General features: G+C 74.9%; 20 protein-coding genes. 9 read left to right on the top strand and 11 right to left on the bottom strand.

From position 1 onward, the window contains the following. The first annotated feature begins 156 nt into the window (after nucleotides 1–156). A complete protein-coding gene (locus IE330_RS31575; protein WP_190139598.1) occupies nucleotides 157–918 on the top strand; it encodes a class I SAM-dependent methyltransferase in 762 nt (253 codons plus the stop codon). Further along, complete coding sequence (locus IE330_RS31570; protein ID WP_190139597.1) at nucleotides 915–1,988, top strand: prenyltransferase/squalene oxidase repeat-containing protein; 1,074 nt, start codon at nucleotides 915–917, stop codon at nucleotides 1,986–1,988. The genes IE330_RS31575 and IE330_RS31570 overlap by 4 nt, the downstream gene beginning before the upstream one ends. Nucleotides 1,989–2,002: 14 nt before the next feature. Here the strand turns inward: IE330_RS31570 and IE330_RS31565 are convergent, their stop codons facing one another. Further along, entirely contained in the window at nucleotides 2,003–2,296 is a 294-nt protein-coding gene (locus tag IE330_RS31565; protein ID WP_190139596.1) for a hypothetical protein, read from the bottom strand. Between the two features lie 209 nt (nucleotides 2,297–2,505). Between IE330_RS31565 and IE330_RS31560 the strand changes: the two genes are divergently transcribed. The 3 genes from IE330_RS31560 to IE330_RS31550 are packed head-to-tail and all read left to right on the top strand — an operon-like array spanning nucleotide 2,506 to nucleotide 6,075. Further along, nucleotides 2,506–3,768 carry a hypothetical protein gene (locus IE330_RS31560; RefSeq protein ID WP_190139595.1) on the top strand — a complete coding sequence of 421 codons (1,263 nt, stop codon included), beginning with the start codon at nucleotides 2,506–2,508 and terminating at the stop codon, nucleotides 3,766–3,768. Continuing rightward, nucleotides 3,765–5,309, top strand: a complete 1,545-nt coding sequence (locus IE330_RS31555) for a vWA domain-containing protein (RefSeq protein ID WP_190139594.1) — start codon at nucleotides 3,765–3,767, stop codon at nucleotides 5,307–5,309. Before IE330_RS31560 ends, IE330_RS31555 begins: the two co-directional genes overlap by 4 nt. Beyond that, a complete protein-coding gene (locus IE330_RS31550; protein WP_190139593.1) occupies nucleotides 5,296–6,075 on the top strand; it encodes a hypothetical protein in 780 nt (259 codons plus the stop codon). Before IE330_RS31555 ends, IE330_RS31550 begins: the two co-directional genes overlap by 14 nt. Before the next feature lie 37 nt (nucleotides 6,076–6,112). Here the strand turns inward: IE330_RS31550 and IE330_RS31545 are convergent, their stop codons facing one another. The 5 genes from IE330_RS31545 to IE330_RS31525 form a co-directional block, all read right to left on the bottom strand. Continuing rightward, nucleotides 6,113–7,123, bottom strand: coding sequence for an LLM class F420-dependent oxidoreductase (locus IE330_RS31545; RefSeq protein WP_190139592.1), 1,011 nt, complete (start codon nucleotides 7,121–7,123; stop codon nucleotides 6,113–6,115). A gap of 114 nt (nucleotides 7,124–7,237) precedes the next feature. Further along, the gene (locus IE330_RS31540; RefSeq protein WP_190139591.1) at nucleotides 7,238–8,095 is read right to left on the bottom strand and encodes a hypothetical protein; all 858 of its coding nucleotides are present in this window, start codon (nucleotides 8,093–8,095) and stop codon (nucleotides 7,238–7,240) included. 224 nt (nucleotides 8,096–8,319) lie between these two features. Beyond that, nucleotides 8,320–9,336, bottom strand: coding sequence for an N-acetylmuramoyl-L-alanine amidase (locus IE330_RS31535; RefSeq protein ID WP_190139590.1), 1,017 nt, complete (start codon nucleotides 9,334–9,336; stop codon nucleotides 8,320–8,322). A gap of 9 nt (nucleotides 9,337–9,345) precedes the next feature. Beyond that, nucleotides 9,346–10,026: a class I SAM-dependent methyltransferase gene (locus IE330_RS31530; RefSeq protein ID WP_190139589.1), complete on the bottom strand. Its 681-nt coding sequence runs from the start codon at nucleotides 10,024–10,026 to the stop codon at nucleotides 9,346–9,348. Between the two features lie 162 nt (nucleotides 10,027–10,188). Further along, on the bottom strand, nucleotides 10,189–11,934 hold the full coding sequence (locus IE330_RS31525; protein WP_190139588.1) for an MFS transporter: 1,746 nt from the start codon (nucleotides 11,932–11,934) through the stop codon (nucleotides 10,189–10,191). A gap of 285 nt (nucleotides 11,935–12,219) precedes the next feature. Here IE330_RS31525 and IE330_RS31520 point away from each other — a divergent pair, with 285 nt between their 5' ends. Continuing rightward, nucleotides 12,220–13,638 (top strand): MFS transporter, encoded by a 1,419-nt coding sequence (locus IE330_RS31520; protein WP_190139587.1) that lies wholly within the window; start codon nucleotides 12,220–12,222, stop codon nucleotides 13,636–13,638. Between the two features lie 88 nt (nucleotides 13,639–13,726). On the opposite strand, the gene IE330_RS31515 is transcribed toward IE330_RS31520, so the two are convergent. Both IE330_RS31515 and IE330_RS31510 read right to left on the bottom strand, forming a co-directional pair. Beyond that, entirely contained in the window at nucleotides 13,727–14,332 is a 606-nt protein-coding gene (locus tag IE330_RS31515) for a response regulator transcription factor (protein WP_190139586.1), read from the bottom strand. A gap of 42 nt (nucleotides 14,333–14,374) precedes the next feature. Beyond that, complete coding sequence (locus tag IE330_RS31510; RefSeq protein WP_190139585.1) at nucleotides 14,375–15,646, bottom strand: sensor histidine kinase; 1,272 nt, start codon at nucleotides 15,644–15,646, stop codon at nucleotides 14,375–14,377. Between the two features lie 309 nt (nucleotides 15,647–15,955). On the opposite strand from IE330_RS31510, the gene IE330_RS31505 reads away from it, so the two are divergent. The 3 genes from IE330_RS31505 (at nucleotide 15,956) to IE330_RS31495 (ending at nucleotide 19,031) form a co-directional block, all read left to right on the top strand. Further along, a complete protein-coding gene (locus tag IE330_RS31505) occupies nucleotides 15,956–16,834 on the top strand; it encodes a MaoC/PaaZ C-terminal domain-containing protein (protein WP_190139584.1) in 879 nt (292 codons plus the stop codon). A 60-nt stretch (nucleotides 16,835–16,894) separates the two neighbouring features. Continuing rightward, nucleotides 16,895–17,971 (top strand): Zn-dependent alcohol dehydrogenase, encoded by a 1,077-nt coding sequence (locus tag IE330_RS31500; protein ID WP_190139583.1) that lies wholly within the window; start codon nucleotides 16,895–16,897, stop codon nucleotides 17,969–17,971. 118 nt (nucleotides 17,972–18,089) lie between these two features. Then, nucleotides 18,090–19,031 carry a 3-oxoacyl-ACP reductase gene (locus IE330_RS31495; protein ID WP_373314773.1) on the top strand — a complete coding sequence of 314 codons (942 nt, stop codon included), beginning with the start codon at nucleotides 18,090–18,092 and terminating at the stop codon, nucleotides 19,029–19,031. 23 nt (nucleotides 19,032–19,054) lie between these two features. On the opposite strand, the gene IE330_RS31490 is transcribed toward IE330_RS31495, so the two are convergent. The 3 genes from IE330_RS31490 to IE330_RS31480 all read right to left on the bottom strand — a co-directional run. Beyond that, a complete protein-coding gene (locus IE330_RS31490) occupies nucleotides 19,055–20,002 on the bottom strand; it encodes an alpha/beta fold hydrolase (protein WP_229926063.1) in 948 nt (315 codons plus the stop codon). A 294-nt stretch (nucleotides 20,003–20,296) separates the two neighbouring features. Next, on the bottom strand, nucleotides 20,297–20,524 hold the full coding sequence (locus IE330_RS31485; RefSeq protein ID WP_190139599.1) for a hypothetical protein: 228 nt from the start codon (nucleotides 20,522–20,524) through the stop codon (nucleotides 20,297–20,299). A 44-nt stretch (nucleotides 20,525–20,568) separates the two neighbouring features. Then, nucleotides 20,569–21,787, bottom strand: a 1,219-nt coding sequence (locus tag IE330_RS31480; protein ID WP_373314771.1) for a hypothetical protein, incomplete at its 5' end; no start/stop codon positions are given.

Here is a 21,787-nt window from a genome sequence, read left to right as displayed (position 1 = left end):
GGCCGCGCCGGGCCCCGCCACCCCGGACCCCGCCACCCCGGACCCCGCCACCCCGGACCCCGCCACCCCGGGCCCCGCCCTGGCCGCGGTCACCGAGACGTCCGGCCCGAGCGCCGCCGCCCCCACCCCGGCCCGCGACCACGAAAGCAGGACCCCGTGCTGACCGTCGACTTCACCCGCTTCCCGCTCGCCCCGGGGGACCGCGTCCTGGACCTCGGCTGCGGCGCGGGCCGGCACGCCTTCGAGTGCTACCGGCGCGGGGCCCGGGTGGTGGCGCTCGACCGCAACGGCGAGGAGATCCGCGAGGTCGCCAAGTGGTTCGCGGCGATGAAGGAGGCGGGCGAGGCCCCGGCGGGCGCCACGGCCACCGCGATGGAGGGCGACGCGCTCAACCTGCCCTTCCCCGACGCCTCGTTCGACGTCGTGATCATCTCCGAGGTGATGGAGCACATCCCCGACGACAAGGGCGTCCTCGCCGAGATGGTGCGCGTCCTCAAGCCGGGCGGCCGCATCGCCGTGACCGTGCCGCGCTACGGCCCCGAGAAGGTGTGCTGGGCGCTCAGCGACGCGTACCACGAGGTCGAGGGCGGCCACATCCGCATCTACAAGGCCGACGAGCTCCTCGGCCGGATGCGCGAGGCGGGCCTCAAGCCCTACGGCACCCACCACGCGCACGGGCTGCACTCCCCGTACTGGTGGCTGAAGTGCGCGTTCGGCGTCGACAACGACAAGGCCCTGCCGGTGCGCGCGTACCACAAGCTCCTCGTCTGGGACATCATGAAGAAGCCGGCCGCGACCCAGCTCGCCGAGCGGGCCCTGAACCCGCTGATCGGCAAGAGCTTCGTGGCGTACGCGACCAAGCCGCACCTGCCGCGCGCCGCCGCCGGTGCCCCCGCCGACGCGAAGGCCGGGGCGTGACGAGTCCCGAGCGCACCGAACACCTCGTCCTGCCCGGCGTCCTGACGGCCGATCAGGCGGCGGCCACGGTCCGCGGCATCCTCGCCGCGCAGCGCCCCGACGGGGCCATCCCGTGGTTCCGCGGCCACCACCTGGACCCCTGGGACCACACCGAGGCCGCGATGGCCCTGGACGCCGCCGGGGAGCACGCGGCCGCCGCCCGCGCCTACGAGTGGCTCGCCCGGCACCAGAACGCGGACGGCTCCTGGTACGCGGCCTACGCCGACGGCGACCCGGACGCCGTCACGGACCGCGGCCGCGAGACCAACTTCTGCGCGTACGTGGCCGTCGGCGTCTGGCACCACTACCTGACCACCGGCGACGAGGTGTTCCTCGACCGCATGTGGCCGGTGGTCCTGGCGGCCGTCGAGTTCGTGCTCGCGCTCCAGCGGCCCGGCGGCCAGATCGGCTGGAAGCGGGAGCCGGACGGCACCCCGGTCACGGACGCGCTGCTGACCGGCTCCTCCTCCATCCACCAGGCCCTGCGCTGCGCCCTCGCCATCGCCGAGGTGCGCGAGGACCCGCAGCCGGACTGGGAGCTGGCGACCGGCGCCCTGGCGCACGCGATCCGCCGCCACCCCGAGCGGTTCCTCGACAAGGACCGCTACTCGATGGACTGGTACTACCCGGTCCTGGGCGGCGCCCTGACCGGGCCGGAGGCCACCGCCCGCATCAAGGAGTCCTGGGACCGCTTCGTCGTGCCCGGCCTCGGCGTGCGCTGCGTGCACCCCAACCCCTGGGTCACCGGCGGCGAGAGCGCCGAACTCGCCCTCGCCCTGTGGGCGCTCGGCGAGTCCGACCGCGCCGTGGAGGTCCTCCGCTCCATCCAGCACCTCCGTGACGAGCGGACCGGCCTGTACTGGACCGGGTACGTCTACGACGACGCGGCCGTGTGGCCCGTCGAGCAGACCACCTGGACGGCGGGCGCGCTGCTGCTCGCGGTGGCCGCGCTCGGCGGCGACGAGGCGACGTGCCGGGTGTTCTCCGGCACGGACCTGCCGGTGGGCCTGGACCCCGACTGCTGCGGATAGCCCGCACCGGGGGGTCAGTACCTGCGCAGCCGTCCGGCGAGGAAGTGCCCCGCGGCCAGGTAGACCACGGCCGCGAGGCCGTAGCCGGCGACCACGCGGGCCCACCGCGCGTCGAACGTGAACAGGTCGTGCGACCAGCCCGCCAGCCAGCGGGCGACGTCGCGCACGAGCTGCACGAGGTCGTTGGCGCGGTTGGCGTCCAGCAGGTCCATCAGGATCCACAGGACGAGGATGAAGGCCATGACGTCCGCGATGACGACGACGACCTTGGCGGCTTCGTTGCTGCGTCGGGCGCGTACGGGGGACATGGGGTACGGGTACCGGGTGAGCGGTGGCCGAAACCTGCGAGCCGGCGACCGGCGCCGCCCGGCGGCTGCCGCGCCCGCTCCACCGGGCGCGCGCCCCGGCGCCTGACGGCACGTCATTCACCCCTGGTTCGCGTGGAGTTGGCGCCTCCATGGGGCGGAGTTCGGTTGGCTGCCCGAGGATCCTGGCCCGCCCACCGCAGGAGCGCCCGGTGCCCGAACACGCCAGACCGCCGTCCGTCGAAGAGCCCCGCCTGGCCACCCGCCGGCCCGCCGCCCCGCGCCGCCGCCGGCTGCCCCGCCACGTCCTCGCCGCCCTGCCCCTCGCGCTCGCCGGACTGCTCGCGCTGCTGGTGTCGGGCAACGCGCTGCGGCCGTTCGAGAGGATCACCACGATCGACGGGAAGATGGCGTCGAAGTCCGACTTCTTCAAGGACCCCCAAGTGCGCCGACTGCTGCTGAAGCACGGCATCCGGGTGGAGATCCACCGCCTCGGCTCCCGGGGCATCGCCACCCAGTCGCTGGCCGGGATGGACGTCGCCTTCCCCTCCGGCCAGCCCGCCGCCCGGCTGATCATGCAGCGGCAGCAGCGGACCGTGAAGTCCGCCCGGCCGTTCGTGACGCCGCTGGTGCTCGGCACCTTCCGGGAGTACGCGCAGACCCTGGCCGCCGCGGGCGTGGCCCGCCCGCAGCAGGTCACGGGCGGCGAGGACACCCTCTACTACGACCTCGACATGCGGAAGTTCCTCCGCCTCATCGAGGAGCGCAAGACCTGGAACGGCATCGGCTACGAGAAGCGCTCCGAGCGCAGCAACAGCGGCCGGGTCCTCGTACGGACGTCCAGCGTGTGCGAGTCCAACGCCGCCGGGACCTACCTCAGCATCCTCGCCTTCGTGAAGAACGGGAACCAGCCCCCGGGCTCGGAGCCGCGGCCCAAGGGGGACGCCGCCGGCTCCGGCGACCCCGTGCTCGACGTCGCCGCCGAGGTCAAGCCCCTCATCAACCTCCAGGGCATGGCCGCCGACGAGCAGGCCGACAGCTACTTCTCCGACGAGGGCGAGTCCATCGCGCCCGTCTCCCTCATCTACGAGCACCAGTTCCTCGCCCACCAGGTCGCGCACCGCGAGCGGCACCAGCGGCAGGACACCCGGCGCGTCCTCCTCTACCCCTCGCCGCAGGCCCTCACCGAGCCGCAGCTCATCTCGCTCGGCGCGGACGGGGACCGGCTCACCGACCTCATGGAGACCGACGAGGAGCTGCGGCAGCGCGCCATCGAACTCGGCTTCCGGGTGCGGTTCTCCGGCGAGAACGGCACCAGCGAGCAGCTCAACGCCTATCTGCGCGACCACCACGTGCAGGTGCCCGTGCCCAACCCCGACCAGACCAAGGCCGACGCGCCCGACCTCGACGCCCTGGAGCGGATCATCAACCACGTCGGCAGTTGCCCGCCCGCCGGGAAGGGCGGCGTCTCGTGAGGCGCCGCGCGCTCGCCGCGTGCCTGGTCGTCCTCGCCACCACCCTCGCCGCCTGCTCGGAGGGCAAGGAGCAGCGCACCCTGCGCGTGCTGGCCAGCCCCGAACTCGCCGACATCAAGCCCCTGTTGCGGGACCTGGAGGAGGACACCGGCGTCACCCTCGACGTGGACTTCACCGCCACCGCCGACCTCGACGTCCCGCCGGGCTCCTACGACCTCGCCTGGCCCGCCTCCGACCGCTCGTACCTGCTGCGGCTGCGCGAGGAGCGGCGCCGTGTGCCCGAGTCCACCGCCATCATGCGCTCGCCCGTCGTCGTCGGCCTCACCCCCGCCACCGCCCGCCGCATCACCACGGGCAAGCCGCTGACCTGGGCGGACATCGCCGATGCCGCCGCCGAGGGCACCGTGCGGTTCGGCATGCCCGACCCGCGGCGCAGCGACACCGGCCGGGCGGCGCTGGTCGGCGTGGCCACGGCCGCCGCGGGCACGGGCGGCGCGCTGCGCCGCAAGGACGTCTCCTGCGACCGGCTGCGCGGCTTCCGGTCGGGGCAGACGCTCACCGGCGCCAGCTCCCGGGAGCTCATCGACACCTACGTACGCCGCCAGGGCGCCGCCGACGCGCTCATCGCGCACGAGGCGGAGCTGCTCGCCCTCAACGCCGGGCGGAAGCTGAAGGAACCCCTGACGATCGTGCACCCGGCGGACGGCATGGTCCTGTCGGACTTCCCGCTGCTGCTGCTCGACCCCGCCCGGCACGAGCCGTACCGCGAGGTCGTGGACTGGCTGCGGCGCGACGACGTACAGGAGCGACTGGCGCGGGCGACGTGGCGGCGGCCGGTCGGCGCGGACGTCCCGCGCCCCCCGGAGCTGCGCGCCCCCATCGGCAACGCCCTGTCCTACCCCGACCAACTGGCCGTCGTACGGCGCCTTATGGACAACTACGGTGACCCCGGGCGGCGCCGCGCCGGTGACCACGTGGTGTTCCTGCTCGACTTCTCGCCGTCCATGCGGGGCGCGCGGATGGCGGACCTGCGGGCGGCGTTCCGGGGCCTGAGCGGGGCGGACCCGTCGGCGGCGGGCAAGTTCGCGCGGTTCTACCGGGGCGAGCGGATCACCGTCGTACGGTTCGCGGGCCGGGTCCTGGAGCAGCGGACCGTGTCCGTGCGCGGCGCCGGCGGCCTGCGGCGGCTGAACGACGTCGTGGCGGGCGGCGGCCTCGCCCCGGACACCGCCGTCTGGTCGGCCCTCGACCACGGGTACCGCCTCGGCGCGGACGCCGTGCGCGACGGGGACCAGAGGCCGCTGTCGATCGTGCTGATGACGGACGGCGAGAACAACACGGGCATGTCCTACGGGGAGTTCGCCCGCCGGTACGCGCGGCTCCCGGCCGGCGCGCGGGCCGTGCCGACCTTCCCCGTCCCCTTCGGAGAGGCCGACGGGCGGGAGCTGCGGCGCGCCGCCGACGCGACCGGCGGCCGCGTCGTGGACGCGGGCTCCTCCTCCCTCTCCCAGGCCTTCAAGGAGATCCGTGGGTGTCGTTGACAGTCAGTGGTGGGACCTGTGGTGGCCGTGGATGGTCGTGTGGCTGGCGACGGCGGCCTGCTGCGGGGTGCTCCTGCGGTACGTGCTGCTGCGGCTCGGGCTGCCCCGGCGCCGGCGCCCGGGACGGCGCCGGCGCACGTTCCACGGCATGTGCTTCTACCTGCACGAGCAGCGGGTCATGGACCTCTACCAGACCGGCGGGTTCTCGGCGGCCCTGGAGCAGGAGGTCGCCGACCGCACGAACGTGACCTCCGGCGTCGGCCTGTGGGCGAAGGTCACGGGCGGCGTGGGCGGCAAGGCGGGCCGGGACGTCACCAAGGAGCGGTTCACGACGTACGTGCAGCAGAACACGCCGATCACGGTGATAGGGCTGCTGATGGACACCATGCGCCGCGAGGACGCCGTCGTGCACGCCGACCTCACCACCGGCGTGCTCACCCCCAACCGCGCCCTCGCGGACGCGCTGCGCGACAGCGGCGACGACCGGGTGCCGCTCAGCGCGGTGATGGCGGAGTTCGTGTCGGTCACCGGGCGGTTCACGGCACGCGGCCTGAACGGCGGCGACGTGGTGCTGCGCGCCCGGTACGGCGACGGCACCCCGCAGGCCCACGTCAAGATCACCTGCGTCGGGGACGGCATCCGCGAGGAGTTCCACGAGGAGGACTACTTCAGCGGCGAGTTCCAGGCACGCTGCCTGGGCAAGGTCCGCACCTGGAACCGCGAGGCGGGCGAACTGACGGTGGACCCGGTGGCCATCTTCCGCTGAGCCGCGCCCATGTGACCGCGGAGGTCGGCGCGGTCCGCTATCCGGCCAGGTCCGCGAGGACGCGCAGGGTGTGCGGGTCCGACGTCAGGGCGAGCAGGTCCGTGACGGGTCCCGCACGCCACGGCTCCAGCCGCTCGGCGATCCGCTCCCGCGGCCCGACCAGGGAGATCTCGTCGGCGAAGGCGTCCGGCACGGCGCGTACGGCCTCCTCGCGCCGCCCGGCGAGGAACAGCTCCCGCACCCGCGCCGCCGCGTCCGCGAACCCCATCCGGGCCATGAGGTCGGCGTGGAAGTTCCGGGTGGCGTGCCCCATGCCGCCGATGTAGAAGCCGAGCATGGCCTTCACGGGCGCCAGGCCCTCGGTGACGTCGGCGCAGACCTGGGCGCGGACCAGGGGCGCGACGAGGAAGCCGTCGGGCAGGCCGGTGAGGGCCGACCCGTAGGCGTCCGTGCGCGTCGGCGACCAGTACAGCGGCAGCCAGCCGTCCGCGATCCGTGTCGTCTGCGCGACGTTCTTCGGCCCCTCGGCGCCGAGCAGCACCGGCAGGTCGGCGCGCAGCGGGTGCGTGAGGGGCTTGAGCGGTCGGCCGAGCCCGGTCCCGTCGTCCCCCGCGTACGGCAGCGGGTGGAACCGCCCGTCGAGCGCGACCGGCGCCTTGCGCCGCAGCACCTGCCGTACGACGTCCACGTACTCGCGCGTCGCGGTCAGCGGCGACCTCGGGAACGGCCTGCCGTACCAGCCCTCCACCACCTGCGGCCCCGACAGGCCGAGCCCGAGGAGGAACCGGCCGCCGGAGAGGTGGTCCAGGGTCAGGGCGTGCATGGCGGTGGCGGTGGGGGAGCGGGCGGCCATCTGCGCCACGGCGGTGCCCAGCCGGATGCGCGAGGTGTGCGCGGCGATCCAGGTCAGCGGCGTGAACGCGTCCGAGCCCCAGGCCTCGGCCGTCCACACCGAGTCGTAGCCGAGCCGCTCCGCCTCCTGGGCGAGCGCGAGGTGCCCGGGGCCGGGGCCGCGGCCCCAGTACCCGAGCGCGAGCCCGAGCCGCATGACGCCTCCCACGGTGGCTGACTGACCGTCAGGTAACGGTCGCCCGGGGACTGTACGCCAGCGGCCCCCCGCCCGGAAGGGCGAGGGGCCGCTGAGGTGAGGCGGAACTCCGGGTCAGCCGCGCTGGATCCCGGTCGTGTCCTGCAGGACGCCGCGGCGGCCGTCCTGCGTCTGCGCCACCAGGCTCTGACCGCGCTGCTCGACGGCCAGGTACCAGGTGCCCGGCGCCAGCTCGGCGATCGGGGTGGGCGAGCCGTCCTCCGGGTACAGCGGGCGCGGCACCGGCACGGCGAACCAGAACGGCGAGAAGTCCGCGGCGGGCTGCGCCTGCGCGGCGGCCGGCGGCGGCGTGGCCGCGCCACCCTGCGGCTGCCCGCCGAACGACGGCTGCTGCGGCTGTCCCGGCTGCGCGCCGTACGGCTGCGACGCGGCGCCCGGGTAGCCGTAGCCGCCGGAGGGCTGGCCGCCGTAGGGCGGCGGCGTCGGCGACTTCACGCCACCCGCGAGCGGCGCCTTGAGCGCGGGCACGGCCTGCGCGGCGATGGCACCGGCGGCGAGGAGGAGGGCGCCGATCAGGCCGAGGATGAGACCGGCACCGGCGTCGGGGGTGTCGACACTGCCCCCACCGCCGCCGAAGCGGCCGAATGCCTTGAAGACCTCGTCGTAGGACTGGCCGGTGTCGAACATCGCACCGAGGGAGCTCCACGCGGCGGCGAGGGCGAAGCCGGTGCCGACCATCCCCAGGTCCAGGCCCGCGACCTTCCGGCCCGGTCCCATCGCGCGGCCCAGCACGATGAGCGCGGCACCGATGATGCCGGCCAGGTACACGCTCATCAGAAGGTTGCCGTTGTCCCAGGCGGTGGGGATCTCGTCGCCATCGCCGTCAAAGGTGTCGAGGAACGACGCGATGAAGAGCAACACCGCTGCTCCGATCACCACGCCGTCGCCTCGAGTGAGGGAGCGGAAATTCACTTCAGGTCCTTCGTCAGTCGTCTCGTCGTTAGAGGCGTCGCTGTCGCCGTAGTCGCGGTTGTGTCGCGGTGCGCGAAGCGCGGGGGTGGCCCCTCATCGTACGGAGGACACTATCGTCCGTCCGGCCGGGGTGTCTGCTTGAGATAAAGATCGTCACCCAGTGAAGATCTCCCGGTTGCCGTCCCGTGACGAGACGGCAACGGACCCATAAAGACCGCGCGCTTTCACCGGCGCAGAAAGCTCGTGATTCCGTCAGAAATGCCGCGGGCCGCCTTCTGGCGCCAGGCTCCGCTCGTGAGCAACGCCTCGTCCTTGGGGTCGCGCATGTTGCCGCATTCGATGAAGACCTTGGGCACCTTGGAGAGGTTGAGGCCGCCGAGGTCGCCGCGGACGTCCAGGCCGGTGCCGCCGCCGACGTAGTTGGAGGGGGCGCTCCCGGTCGCCGCGAGGAACGTGCCCGCCACGCGTTCGCCGAGGTCGCGGGAGGGGCCGACGATGCCCGACGTGTCGGCGGCGCCGCCGCGGACCTTCGCGGGCAGGATGACGTGGAAGCCGCGGTTGCCCACCGCCGAGCCGTCGGCGTGCAGGGAGACGACCGCGTCGGCGCGGGCCGCGTTGCCGATGCGGGCGCGTTCGTCGACGCAGGGGCCGAAGGGCCGGTCCCCGTCGTGGGTGAGGCGGACCGTGGCGCCCTCGCGGTGCAGGGCGTCCCGCAGCCGGTGGGCGAGGTCCAGGGTGAACTGGGCCTCGGTATATCCGTTGTCGGTGGATGTGCCGGTGGTGTCGCACTCCTTGGAATGCGTGCCGATGTTCACCTGCCGGTTGATTTCCGCGGTGTGCCGGAAGTTTCCCGAGTTGTGGCCCGGGTCGATCACCACGACCTTGCCCTTGAGCGGGCCGGAGGGCGCGGGGCGGCCCGCCGAGGAACCCTTGCCGTCGGGTTTCCCGCCCGGTTCGCCGGATTCCGTGTCCGGTTTCCTCGGTGTACGGCTGGGCGAAGCGGGGGATTCCGACGGGTCCTTCGCGGTCGGCTTCGACGGTGCGTTCCGGTCCGAGCGGCTGGGGGACGGCGGCAGTGTTCTCGCGGCTTTCCCGTCCTCCGTTCCGTCCGTCGCGTCGTGGACGAGATAGCCCGCGAGCGTCGCGGGCGCGAGTACGGCGAGGGAGACCGCGAGCGCCCGGCCGCTGCGGAAGCGGCGGGGCGGGCGGGGCGGCTGGCTGTCCGGACCTACGTACGACACGGGGCGAGCCTATCCGCGGCCGGACCCGGCCACACCGGTTCGGCGCAGGACGCGAAGGGAGTCCGTGACCGAGACCTCGGTGAACTCCCCTGATTCCAGGGCCCGGAGGTAGACGCGGTACGGCGCCTGGCCCGTCCACTCGTCCACCGGGTCGGGGAAGACGTCGTGGATGACGAGGAGGCCGCTCTCGGCCACGTGCGGCGCCCACCCCTCGTAGTCCGCGGTGGCGTGCTCGTCGGTGTGCCCGCCGTCGATGAAGACCAGGCCGAGCGGGCCGTTCCAGAGGCGCGCCACCTGCGGGGAGCGGCCGACCACCGCGATCACGTGCTCCTCCAGGCCCGCCCGGTGCAGCGTCCGCCGGAAGGCCGGCAGCGTGTCCATGCGGCCGACCTCGGGGTCCACCGTGTCCGGGTCGTGGTAGTCCCAGCCCGGCTGCTGCTCCTCGCTGCCCCGGTGGTGGTCGACCGTGATCACGCTCACACCGCCCGCGCGGGCGGCGTCGGCGAGCAGCAGCGTGGAGCGCCCGCAGTACGTGCCGATCTCCAGCAGGGGCAGGCCGAGTCCCGCCGCCTCCCGGGCGGCCGCGTACAGCGCGAGCCCCTCGTGCCGGGGCATGAACCCCTTGGCCGCCTCGAACGCGGCGAGGACCTCCGGCTCCGGTCCTTCCGGGGTGCGCGCGGCGGCGGCCATGGTTCCTCCTGCTGTGCGGGGCGCGTACGGGTCCTCGCGCCGGTGGCGTCCGTACGTACCGGTGGACGTACGCGTTCCGTGCGTACGCGGTCACGTACACGCGCGGTGCCGTACGTACGCGGTGACGTACGTACGGAACGTACACGGGCCCCGCGGCCGGCCTCAGGCCAGGATCTCGCTCTCGCCGGACAGCGCCAGGTCGACCTCCACCGGCCGGTCCCCGCCCCGATGCGTGGCCGAGGCGGCGCCCGGCGCGTGCCCGGCGGCGGTGGCCGCGAGCACGTACGCGCCGTCGGCCGGGGCCGCGAGGGCGTAGCGCCCCTCGGCGTCGGTGAGCGCGGCGCCCGCGCGGCGGCCGTGCGGGTCGATGAGGGTGACCCGGGCGCGGGCCACCGGCTCCCCGGCCGCGGACAGGACCCGGCCCCGGAAGCCGCCGGTGAGCGCCTCGGTGGCGCGGGTCAGCGCGGCGTCCTCCTCGCTGCTGGCGCGCAGTTGCGTGTGCTGCCCGGCCGCGGCCCGCTTGGCGCCGGGCAGGAACAGCGCGAGCACCAGGCCGATCGCGACCGCGCCGGTGGCGATGAGGAAGGAGGCGCGGAAGCCCTCCATGGTGGGGACGTCGACACCGCCGACGTGGTCGGCGGTGTTGGCCAGCACCATGCCGATGACGGCGCTGGACACCGACGTGCCGATGGACCGCATCAGGGTGTTGAGGCCGTTGGCCGCGCCCGTCTCGGACGGGTCGACGGCGCCGACGATGAGCGCGGGCAGCGAGGAGTAGGCGAGGCCGATGCCCGCGCCGACCACGACCGAGATGACGACGGTCTGCCAGGCGGCGCTCATCAGGCCGATGCCCGCGCCGTAGCCGACGGCGATGACGAGCAGGCCGAGGATGAGGGTGACCTTCGGCCCGTACGCCGCCGAGAGCCGGGCGTAGAGGGGCGCCGTGACCATCATGGTCAGGCCGAGCGGCGCCACGCACAGGCCCGCCACGACCATGGATTGACCGAGGCCGTAGCCGGTGGCGGCGGGCAGTTGGAGGAGCTGCGGCAGCACCAGCGAGATGGCGTAGAAGGCGACGCCGACCATGATCGAGGCGAGGTTGGTGAGCAGCACCTCGCGCCGGGCGGTGGTGCGCAGGTCCACCAGCGGGGCGGCGACGCGCAGTTCGTAGGCGCCCCACAGTGCGAACACCACGGCGGAGGCCGCGAAGAGGCCGAGCGTCAGGCCCGAACCCCAGCCCCAGTCGCTGCCCTTGGTGATGGGCAGCAGGAAGAGCACGAGGCCCGCCGAGAGGCCGAGCGCGCCGAGCACGTCGAAGGTGCCCCGGGCCCGCAGCGGGCTCTCCGGCACGGTCAGGACGATCAGCAGCATCGCGAGGACGCCGAGGCCCGCGGAGCCGAGGAACAGGGCGTGCCAGTCGGCGTGCTGGGCGACGAGGGCGGCGGCGGGCATCGCGAGGCCGCCCCCGACGCCGATGGAGGAGCTCATCAGCGCCATCGCCGAGCCGAGCCGCTCGCGCGGCAGCTCGTCGCGCATCAGGCCGATGCCCAGCGGGATCGCGCCCATCGCGAACCCTTGCAGCGCCCGTCCGGCGATCATCACGACGAGGTCGTCGGTGAGGGCGCAGACCAGGGAGCCGACGACCATGACGGCGAGGCTGGTGAGCAGCATCCGGCGCTTGCCGTAGAGGTCGCCGAGCCGCCCCATGATCGGTGTGGCGACGGCGCCCGCGAGGAGCGTCGAGGTCATCACCCAGGTGGCGTTGGACGGCGTCGTACGCAGCAGCGCGGGCAGGTCCTTGATGACGGGGACGAGCAGCGTCTGCATGACGGCGACGACGATGCCGGCGAAGGCGAGGACGGGGACGACGCCGCGGGGTGCGCGGGGGTGGGCCGTCGCGTGGGACATGGAAGAAGGGCCTCCGGGACGAGAGGTGACGGGCGTGGGCCTGCCGGCGGACACCGGGGCGTCCGCCGGTACGTGCAGCATGAACCTGTCTCCTGGGGCGACTATTCCGACGGCTGTCGAACCAGGGGAAGTCTTGACTTCTTGTTGACCGGGGGGTGGGGGTGGCTCGCGCCCGGTACGGCGCGGTGCGGCGCGGAGGTGACCTTCGGCCTAGGTCCTCCGCCCCGCAACCTGCCCGCTTTTTACCGATGTACGGGGCACGGATCGCCTGCCAGCATGGAGCCCATGCTTCAGACCCCCGTCGACACCCCGATATCCCGGCGCGGCACCGCGCCCACCTGGCTCGTCGTGGCCGCCGCCTGCGCCGGACAGTTCCTCGTCGTCCTCGACGTGTCCGTCGTGAACGTGGCCCTGCCGTCCATGCGGGCGGACCTGGGCCTCAGCGCCACGGGGCTGCAGTGGGTCGTCAACGCGTACTCCATCGCCTTCGCCGGGTTCATGCTGCTCGGGGGGCGGGCCGGGGACCTCTTCGGGCGCAAGCGGATGTTCCTGGTCGGGCTCGGCCTGTTCACGCTGGCCTCGCTCGCGGGCGGCCTCGCGCAGGAGGGCTGGCAGCTCCTGGCCGCGCGGGCGGTGCAGGGCCTGGGCGCCGCCGTGCTCGCGCCCTCGACGCTGACCATCCTCACGGCCGCCGTGCCGGAGGGCCCCGCGCGGGTACGGGCCATCGCCACGTGGTCGGCCGTCGGGGCCGGGGGCGGCGCCGCGGGCGGGCTCGTCGGCGGCGTCCTCACCGACGGCCTGTCCTGGCGCTGGGTGCTGCTGGTGAACGTGCCCATCGGCGTCCTGGTCCTCGCCGCCGCGCTGCGCTGGATCAGCGAGAGCCGGGCGGGCGGCGACAGGCGGCTCGACGTGCCCGGGGCCGTGCTCGTCACCGCGGGCATCGCCACCCTCGCGTACGGCATCGTGCAGACCGAGGTCGAGGGCTGGACGGCCGCGGCGACCCTCGTGCCCCTCGCGGCCGGGCTCGCCCTGATCGGCGTCTTCCTCGGGGTCGAGGCGCGCGCGAAGGCGCCGCTCATGCCCCTCGGGCTGTTCCGCGTACGGTCCGTGTCGGCCGCCAACGCCACCATGTTCGTGTGCGGCATGGGCATGTTCGCCATGTGGTTCTTCATGACCCTGTACGCGCAGAACGTCCTCGGCTACACGCCCCTGGAGGCCGGGCTCGCGCTCATCCCCAGCTCCGTCAGCGTCGTCGTGGGCTCCAAGGCGGCGCCCCGGCTGATGCGGGTCGTGGGGGCGCGCACGGTCACGGTCCTCGGCGTCCTGGTGGCGGCCACCGGGTACGCCTGGCAGTGGCGGGTCCTCGACGCGGACGGCGCGTACGTCACGTCCATCATGCTGCCGGGCATCCTGATGATGCTGGGCGCCGGGCTCGCGGCCACCCCGCTCGCCTCCCTGGCCACCAGCGGCGCGGCCCCCGGCGACGCGGGCCTGGTCGCCGGCCTGATCAACACCTCCCGCACCATGGGCGGTTCGCTGGGCCTCGCGGTCCTGTCGACGGTCGCCGCGGCCCGCACGGGCGAGAGCCCCGGCTCGGCGGCGCTCGCCGAGGGGTACGCGGAGGCGTTCCTGTGGGGAGCGGGGTTCCTGGTGGCGGCGGCGGCGGTGGTCCTGCTGTGGATGCCGCGCGCGGCACGGGACTGAGCCCGGGCCCCAACCGCGGCACGGGACTGAGCCCGGGCCCCAACCGCGGCACGGGACTGAGCCCGGGCCCCGGCCGGGGCGCCGCGGACTACAGCCAGCCCTGCCGCCGCGCCTCGCGGGCCGCCTCCGTCCGGTTCCGCGTCCCCGTCTTCCCAATGGCCGCCGACAGGTAGTTCCGTACCGTCGACTCCGACAGGTGCAGCGCCGCCGCGATGTCGGCGACCGTCGCCCCGTCCACCGCGGCCCGCAGGGCCTCCGCCTCGCGCGGCGTGAGCGGGTTGGGGCCCGCGCCGAGGGCGGCCGCCGCGAGGGCGGGGTCGACGACCGTCTCGCCGCGCAGCACCCGCCGCACCGCCTCGGCCAGCTCCTCCACCGGGCCGTCCTTGACCAGGAAGCCCGCCGCGCCCGCCTCCATGGCCCGGCGCAGATAGCCGGGGCGCCCGAACGTGGTGAGGATCAGGACCCGGCAGTCCGGGCACTCCGCGCGCAGCTCCGCCGCCGCCTCCAGGCCGCTGCGGCCCGGCAGCTCGATGTCGAGCAGCGCCACGTCCGGCCGCGCGGTCAGGGCGGCGGCCACGATCTCGTCACCGGCCCCCACCTGCGCGACGACCTCGATGTCCGCCTCCATGCCGAGCAGCAGCGCCAGCGCGCCGCGCATCATGCCCTGGTCCTCGGCGAGCAGGACCCTGATCATCCGGTGTGCTCCTCGACGGTCATGCGGCGTGCTCCTCGGCGGTCATCCGCTGTGTTCCCCTGCGCGGGACGGGCCCGTCCCGGCCGTCGCCCCCGCCGCCTCGCTCCCGTCGGCGGGCAGTACGGCCGCCACCCGGAAGCCGCCGCGCGGCCCCGGCCCCGACTCCAGGGAGCCGCCCGCCGCGGCGATCCGCTCGGCCAGGCCCTTGAGCCCGCTGCCGGGCGGGGTCGAGCCTACGCCGCGGCCGTCGTCGGTGATCACCAGGCGGGTCCGTTCGGCGGTGCCGGTGACCTCGATCGTGCACCGGGCGGCCCGCGCGTGCCGTACGACGTTGGTGACGGCCTCGCGCACCACCCAGCCGAGCAGCGCCGCCGGGCGCGGGTCGAGCGGCGGTCCCGACTGGCGTACGGAGGTCTCGACACCGGCGGCGTCGAGCAGGTCCCGCGCGCGGTCGAGCTCCGCGGCGAGCGACGCCTCGCGGTAGCCGGTCACGGCCTCGCGGATCTCCGTGAGCGCCTGCCGGCCCACGGTCTCGATGTCCGCGACCTGGCCCAGGGCCGCCTCCAGGTCACGCGGGGCGAGGCGGCGCGCGGCCTCGGACTTCACCACGATCACCGACAGGGTGTGGCCGAGCAGGTCGTGCAGGTCCCGGGAGAAGCGCAGCCGCTCCTCCGCGACCGCCCGCCGCGCCAGCTCCTCGCGGGCCGCCCGCAGGTCGCGTACCGCCTCCGAAAGCGACAGGATCGCCGCCGTCACCATCGTGGACAGGAACGTGCCGTACGCGATGTTGAGCCCGTCCCAGCCGTCCCGCAGCCCGGCGACCGCGCCCGCGAGCGTGCTCAGGGCCAGGCTCACCGGGCCGAGGCGGCGGCCCCGCACCACCGCGCCGACGGCGAGGCCGAACAGCGGGAAGAACATCAGCCAGCTCCCGCCGTACCCCGCCGCGAGCCCCAGCGTCAGCAGGCCCAGCGCCCCCAGCGCGGCCAGCGTGGCGCGCGCCTCCCGCTTGGCCTTGTCGAAGGCGCGGAAGGCGATCGCGACGTACAGGGAGTTGAAGGCGAGCAGCCCGAGGGAGGCGATCCACGGGTTCGCGGTCCTGCCCTGGAGCAGGTGCGAGAAGGCGCCCAGGCCCATGAACAGCCACGGCAGCAGCGCGAAGCCGTTGGGCGGGCCCGGCGTGAGCAGCGGGTCCTCGCGGTCGGCCCGCCGGCACTCCCGCCAGGCGGCCTTCCGCTCCGGCCACTCCGCGCGCCACGCGGCGCGGGCGGCGCGCACCTCGCGCACCCGGCGGCTGACGCCGCGCGTCCAGGACATGTCGTGCTCTCTCCGTTCCCCCGGCTCCACACCGTGCCCGTCGACAGTACGGAACCGGGGGCGGGGGTGCGTAAGTCACGTACGTACCGTCCTGGCCAGGACAAATGTCATGGGGGTGGGGAGCGGTGACCCGGCGCTGCTGACGCGGCGTCAGGGGCCTTCCCAACTCCGGGGCGCTGGGCTATACATGGAGCGCCGGAGTGGAACGCGTTCTAGAACGGCTCCGTCCGGCCCCGCCGCGACCTCGGTGCGGCCGACGGTGCGGACGGCCGCACCGGGGTCCCTCCCGACGCCAAGGAGCCGCCCTCCATGCCCATCGACGCCGCCAGGGCCCTGGCCGCCGAACCCCGCAGCGCCACGATCACCTGGGGCCACAAGGACGTCCAGCTCTACCACCTCGGCCTCGGCGCCGGCGCGAACCCGGACAAGCCCGACCCCGCCACCGACCCGGACGAGCTGCGCTACACGCTGGAGTCCCGGCTGCACGTGCTGCCCAGCTTCGCGACCGTCGCGGGCGGCGGCATGGGCGCCATGGGCGGCCTGTCCGCGCCCGGCATCGACGTGGACCTCGCCGCCGTCCTGCACGGCGGCCAGTCCGTCGAGCCGCACCGCCCGATCCCCGTGGCGGGCACGGCGACCCTGACGTCGAAGGTCGCCGCGATCCACGACAAGGGCAAGGCGGCCGTCATCGTGCTGCGCGCCGACGCGGCCGACGACGACGGGCCGCTGTGGACCAGCGAGGCCCAGCTCTACGTCCGCGGCGAGGGCGGGTTCGGCGGCGAGCGCGGCCCCTCCGCGCGCTCCGCCGAACCCGACCGCCCCGCCGACCGGAGCGTCGACCGGCCCGTCCGCGGTGACCAGGCGCTGCTCTACCGCCTGTCCGGCGACTGGAACCCGCTGCACGCCGACCCCGACTTCGCCAAGCTCGCGGGCTTCGACCGGCCCATCCTGCACGGCCTGTGCTCGTACGGGATGACGCTCAAGGCCGTCGTGGACACCGTGCTCGGCGGCGAGGTGGCACGCGTGCGCGCCTGCCGTACGCGTTTCGCGGGGGTCGCCTACCCCGGCGAGACCCTGCGCATCGGCATGTGGGAGGAGCCGGGCCGGGTCCTGGCGCGGGTCACGGCGGTCGAGCGGGACGACGCGCCGGTCCTCGCCGACACCGTCGTGGAGCACGCCCGCACCTGAGGCAGGGAGCACAACGGACGCCAGACGCCAGGCACCCCCGTGGTGGAAGGAGCCGCACGCATGCGCGCAGCCGTACTGCACGAGACGGGCCAGGACAAGCTCGACGTGCTCGACGACGTCGAGGCGGTGGGCTTCGGCCCGGGCAAGGTGAGGATCCGCGTGCGGGCCACCGGCCTGTGCCACTCGGACGTGTCCGCGATGAACGGCGTACTGCCGCAGCCCGCGCCGTTCGTCCCCGGGCACGAGGGCGCGGGCGAGGTCGTCGACGTCGGCGACGGCGTGACGAACGTCCGGCAGGGCGACCGGGTCCTGGTGTGCTGGCTCCCGGCGTGCGGGACGTGCCCGGCGTGCCGGCGCGGCCAGACCGAGCTGTGCCTGGCCGGGTTCATGAACGCCGGCACGCCCAATTTCAAGCGCCCGGGCGGCGACGTCTTCGGCTTCGCGGGCACCGGCACCTTCACCGAGGAGGTCGTGGTCGACGCGGCCTGCGCGGTGCCGATCCCCGACGACGTGCCCTTCGACATCGCCGCGCTCATCGGCTGCGGCGTCACCACCGGGCTCGGCGCGGCCCTCAACACCGCCGACGTGGCCGCCGGTTCGTCCGTCGCGGTCATCGGCTGCGGCGGCGTCGGCATCGCGGTCCTCCAGGGCGCGCGGCTCAAGGGCGCCGCGCACATCGTGGCCGTGGACCCGGTGGAGTCGCGGCGCGAGGCGGCCCTGCGGTTCGGCGCGAGCGAGGCGGTCGCCCCCGACGCGCTGACGGACGCGGCGCAGCGGGCCACGGCCGGGGAGGGCTTCGACTACGTCTTCGAGGTCGTCGGCACGTCGGCGACGACCCGCGCGGCGTACGAGGCCACCCGGCGCGGCGGCACCCTGTGCGTGGTCGGCGCGGGCGCCGTGGACGACCACGTGCGGTTCAACATGTTCGAGCTGTTCTTCGACGAGAAGCGCATCCTGCCCTCGCTGTACGGCGGCGGCGACGTGCTGCGCTCCTACGAGCGGGCGGTCGCGCTGTGGCGCGCGGGCCGCGTCGACCTCGCCGGCATGATCACGCACCGGGTCCGGCTCGCCGAGATCAACGAGGCCCTGGAGCAGATGCGTACGGGCACGGCGCTGCGGACGTGCGTGGAGATCTGACCGGACCCGAGACGACCGGGACCGGCACGACCAGGACCGGCACGACCGGGACCGACATGACCTGTTCGACACGACTTGACCGACACGACCTGACCGACACGACCCGTGGGGGTTGCTCGTGCAGAGGCCACTGGAAGGGCTGTCCGCCGTCGTCACCGGCGCGGGCCGCGGGCTCGGCCGGGCCGAGGCCGTGGAGCTCGCCCGGCTCGGGGCGGCCGTCGTCGTCAACGACTACGGGCAGCCGGGCCGCGACGGCACCGGCGCGGCGTCCGCCGCGCCCGCCGAGGAGGCCGCCGCCGCGATCCGCGCCGCGGGCGGCAAGGCCGTCGCGCACACCGGGGACGTGGCCGACCACCAGCAGGCCCGGGACCTGGTGGAGCTGGCCGTCGACACGTACGGGAAGCTCGACGTCCTGGTCAACAACGCGGGCATCCTCCGGGACCGGATGGTCTTCTCGATGTCCGAGGAGGAGTGGGACGCGGTGGTCCGCGTGCACCTCAAGGGCCACTTCAACACCATCCGGTTCGCCTCCGCCCACTGGCGCGAGCGCTCCAAGGCGGCGGGCGGGCCCGTGTACGGCCGGATCGTGAACACCTCCTCGGAGGCGTTCCTCGCCGGGTCCGCCGGGCAGCCCAACTACGCCGCCGCCAAGGGCGGCGTCGTCGGCCTCACCACGTCCACGGCCCTCGCCCTGGCCAGGTACGGCGTGACCGCCAACGCCATCTGCCCCCGGGCGCGCACCCGGATGACGGCCGACGTGTTCGCCGGGTACGCCGAGCCGGACGAGGGCGGGCTCGACCCGCTGGCGCCCGAGCACGTGGCGCCGCTCGTCGGCTACCTGGCCTCGCCCGCGGCGGGCCGCGTCACCGGGCAACTCCTCGTGGTGCACGGCGGGATCGTGGCCGTGATGGAGCGGCCCAGGGTGGCCGCCGTGTTCCGCGCGGCCGACGGGGCGTTCACCGCCGCGGAGCTGGACGGGGCGCTGACGCCGTACTTCACGGGCCGGCCGGAGGGGGAGACGTTCGCGGCGGCCGAAGTGCTGGCGCTGAAGCGGGAGTAGCCGGTGGCGGGGGCCGCCCGGGCCTACCTGTCGAGCTCGCGCAGCCACTCCACGAGCAGCCGGTTGGTCTCCTCGGGCCGCTCCTGCTGGAGCCAGTGCCCGCACCCCTCCAGGACGTGCGAGCCGCGCAGGCCCGGCAGCGTCGTCGGGTACGCCGCGATCGCGTCGGCCAGCCAGGTGGTGGAGGCGTCCCGGCCGCCGCCGACGAACAGCGACGGCTGGGTGACCGGCGCGCCCGCGTACCCGGCGAGGTCCTCCCAGTCCCGGTCCATGTTCCGGTAGCGGTTCAGCGCCCCGGTCAGGCCGGTGCGCTCGAACTCCCCCGCGTACACGTCGAGGTCGTCCGCGCCGAGCCAGGCGGGCCGCGGTCCGGCGGGGAAGCGCTCGCGCAGGGTCGTGCCGGGGCTGACGAAGTGCGGGTCCGGCGCGTCGGGCCCGGGCATGGTGTCGGCGGAGAACGCGGCGTAGAAACCGGCGAGCCAGCCGCGCACGTCCGGCTCGATCTCGGCCTCGGCGCGGCCGGGCTCCTGGAAGTAGGAGACGTAGAACTCCTCGTCGCCGCCCATCGCCGCGAACACCTCGCCGGGCCGCGGCCCGCCGGGCGGCGTGTACGGCACGCTGAGCAGCCCGACCGCGCGGAACACGTCGGGCCGCAGCAGCGCGGAGGTCGCGGCGATCGTCGCGCCCCAGTCGTGGCCGACGACCACCGCGGAGCTCTCGCCCAGCTCCTCCACCACGGCCGCGGCGTCCGCCACCAGGTCGAGCAGCCGGTACGCGTCCGGCGCCGCGGGCCTGCTGGAGCGGCCGTAGCCCCGTACGTCGAGGGCCACGGCGCGGTAGCCCGCGGCGGCCAGGGCGGGGAGCTGGTGGCGCCAGGAGTACCAGGACTCCGGGAAGCCGTGCACGAGCAGGACCAGCGGTCCGCTGCCCTGCTCGACCACGTGGGTGCGCCCGGCCGGTGAGGACACCAGGCGGTGGACGCGGCCGTCCCGCGCGGCCTCACCGTTGGTGCGGCCGTCCCGCGCGGCCTCACCGTGGGCGCGGCCCTCGCGCGGCTCGTGACGGAGCGCGCCGTCCTCCTGCTCCACCTGACGCTGCGGCACCTGACGCATGGAACCTCCAAGGGTTGCCCGGGGCGGTCACCACGATCATGCGGCGCCGCCCGGGCCACGCACGAACCTTGTTGCCGGTTCGGCAACTCCCCAGGTCCGCGAGGTGTTCGGGCCGGTTCGGGGGTGCCGCCCCGGCCCCGGCCGTACGTCGGCTCAGCTCTCGGAGGACGCCTTGCGGTGCCTGCCGCGCGGCGCGCCCTCTTCGTCGTGCGCCGCGACGGGGCCCCGGTGCCGGCCGTGTCCGGTGGCCGGTCCGGCCTCGGCGTACCCCTGCGTGTACGCCTGTGTGTACCCCTGGGCGTGTCCCTCGGTGTGCCCGTCGGCGCGTATCGCCGTGCGCAGGTTCTCGGGCGCTGTGCCGGTGGTCGTGTCGGTCGTCATGAAACTCACCCCGTGTGAAAGATCGTTCGTATCGGCGGGCGAGTCTAACGGCCCGTCGTGCGACCGCCGAGGGGTGCCTGCTGCAAGGGCACGGGACGGGTGGTACGAGGGGCGCCGCCCCGCCCGCCGGGCCCGTCCGTGGGGCGCGGATCACCGTCCACGGCGAGGGAGTTCGGCTCCGCGCGACCGGCTCCCGCGGGGCCCGGGGCGCCCGGGTCCGGCACCTCGATCCGGGCGACCCCGCAGGGCACCGCCGGGGTGGCGCAGGGCAGGCGCAGGACGCCCTCCGGCGTCCAGTGGCCGACACCGGCGAGCCAGCCCTCCGGGGCGGTGAGCGGGTGCACCCGCCGGTCGGCGGGGCGCCAGGCGCACAGCGCGGGACGCGACCCGGCGGCGGGGGCGGCGGCGTCGAGGCGCAGGGCGACCGCGCAGGCCTCCGGGGTGAGGACCTGACCGGGCTGGACGGCGAACGGCGTCGCCCGGTGGCCCGGGAGGCGCAGGCACTCGGGGAAGCGCACCGGGTGCGTACTGCCCAACACGCCCCAGCCCAGGCGTGGTTCGCCCGGCGCGTCCGAGCGGATCAGGAGCAGCCCGCTGTCGGCGTCGGCGAGCAACAGCCGGTCGTCGCTGCCGGCGGCGATCTGCAGCAGCGGCGTCACCTCGCCGCCGCGCTCCAGGTCCACCGCGACCGTCTTGGTCACGCCGTCGAGCTCCCGGTCCAGCGCCAGCATGCGGTTCGTCCGGTCGAGCCAGACGCCGCCCGAACAGCGGCCGGGGACCTCCGCGAGGTGCTCGGGGCCGAACGAGCCGCCCGCGACGAGCCACACCGCCGTCGAGCGGTCGCCCGCCGCGAGGGCGTACGCGCGGCCGCCCCGGGGCGCGGGCGGCAGCAGCGTCAGCTCCGCGCCCGCGCACTCCACGCCGCCGAGCGCCACCTCGCCGGTGCCGGGCCCGGTGGGGTACAGCAGCGCGAAGAGGTGCCGGCCCGCCGCGCGCCGGTGCACCAGGACGCGCCCGTCGGCCATCGGCAGCACCTCCGTACCGGGCTCCTCGGGCTGGTGGCCGGGCAGCGGCACGGCGTACGGCTCCGGGGAGTCGAGCGTCCAGCGCTCGGGGTACCAGGAGCCGCCGGCGTGCGTGAGGCGGGCGGCGTAGGCGCCGTCGGCGGTGAGGACGGGCGGCGGCGGGGCGGGCGCGTGCACTCCGGCAGGCCCTCCCGCCGTGGGCGGCCCGGCCGTCCCGGGCGCCGTCGACCCCGGGGCC

Origin of the sequence: Streptomyces longispororuber (assembly GCF_014656095.1) — a bacterium.
GTDB lineage: Bacteria > Actinomycetota > Actinomycetes > Streptomycetales > Streptomycetaceae > Streptomyces > Streptomyces longispororuber.
This window is presented reverse-complemented; position numbering and strand designations above follow the sequence as displayed.

What these genes read in the sequence shown, in the direction of transcription:
- IE330_RS31565 (WP_190139596.1), bottom strand. Translation starts at nt 2,296, where the DNA reads ATGTCCCCCGTACGCGCCCGACGCAGCAACGAAGCCGCCAAGGTCGTC.
- IE330_RS31545 (WP_190139592.1), bottom strand. Translation starts at nt 7,123, where the DNA reads ATGCGGCTCGGGCTCGCGCTCGGGTACTGGGGCCGCGGCCCCGGCCCC.
- IE330_RS31530 (WP_190139589.1), bottom strand. Translation starts at nt 10,026, where the DNA reads ATGGCCGCCGCCGCGCGCACCCCGGAAGGACCGGAGCCGGAGGTCCTC.
- IE330_RS31525 (WP_190139588.1), bottom strand. Translation starts at nt 11,934, where the DNA reads ATGTCCCACGCGACGGCCCACCCCCGCGCACCCCGCGGCGTCGTCCCC.
- IE330_RS31520 (WP_190139587.1), top strand. Translation starts at nt 12,220, where the DNA reads ATGCTTCAGACCCCCGTCGACACCCCGATATCCCGGCGCGGCACCGCG.
- IE330_RS31515 (WP_190139586.1), bottom strand. Translation starts at nt 14,332, where the DNA reads ATGATCAGGGTCCTGCTCGCCGAGGACCAGGGCATGATGCGCGGCGCG.
- IE330_RS31510 (WP_190139585.1), bottom strand. Translation starts at nt 15,646, where the DNA reads ATGTCCTGGACGCGCGGCGTCAGCCGCCGGGTGCGCGAGGTGCGCGCC.
- IE330_RS31505 (WP_190139584.1), top strand. Translation starts at nt 15,956, where the DNA reads ATGCCCATCGACGCCGCCAGGGCCCTGGCCGCCGAACCCCGCAGCGCC.
- IE330_RS31500 (WP_190139583.1), top strand. Translation starts at nt 16,895, where the DNA reads ATGCGCGCAGCCGTACTGCACGAGACGGGCCAGGACAAGCTCGACGTG.
- IE330_RS31485 (WP_190139599.1), bottom strand. Translation starts at nt 20,524, where the DNA reads ATGACGACCGACACGACCACCGGCACAGCGCCCGAGAACCTGCGCACG.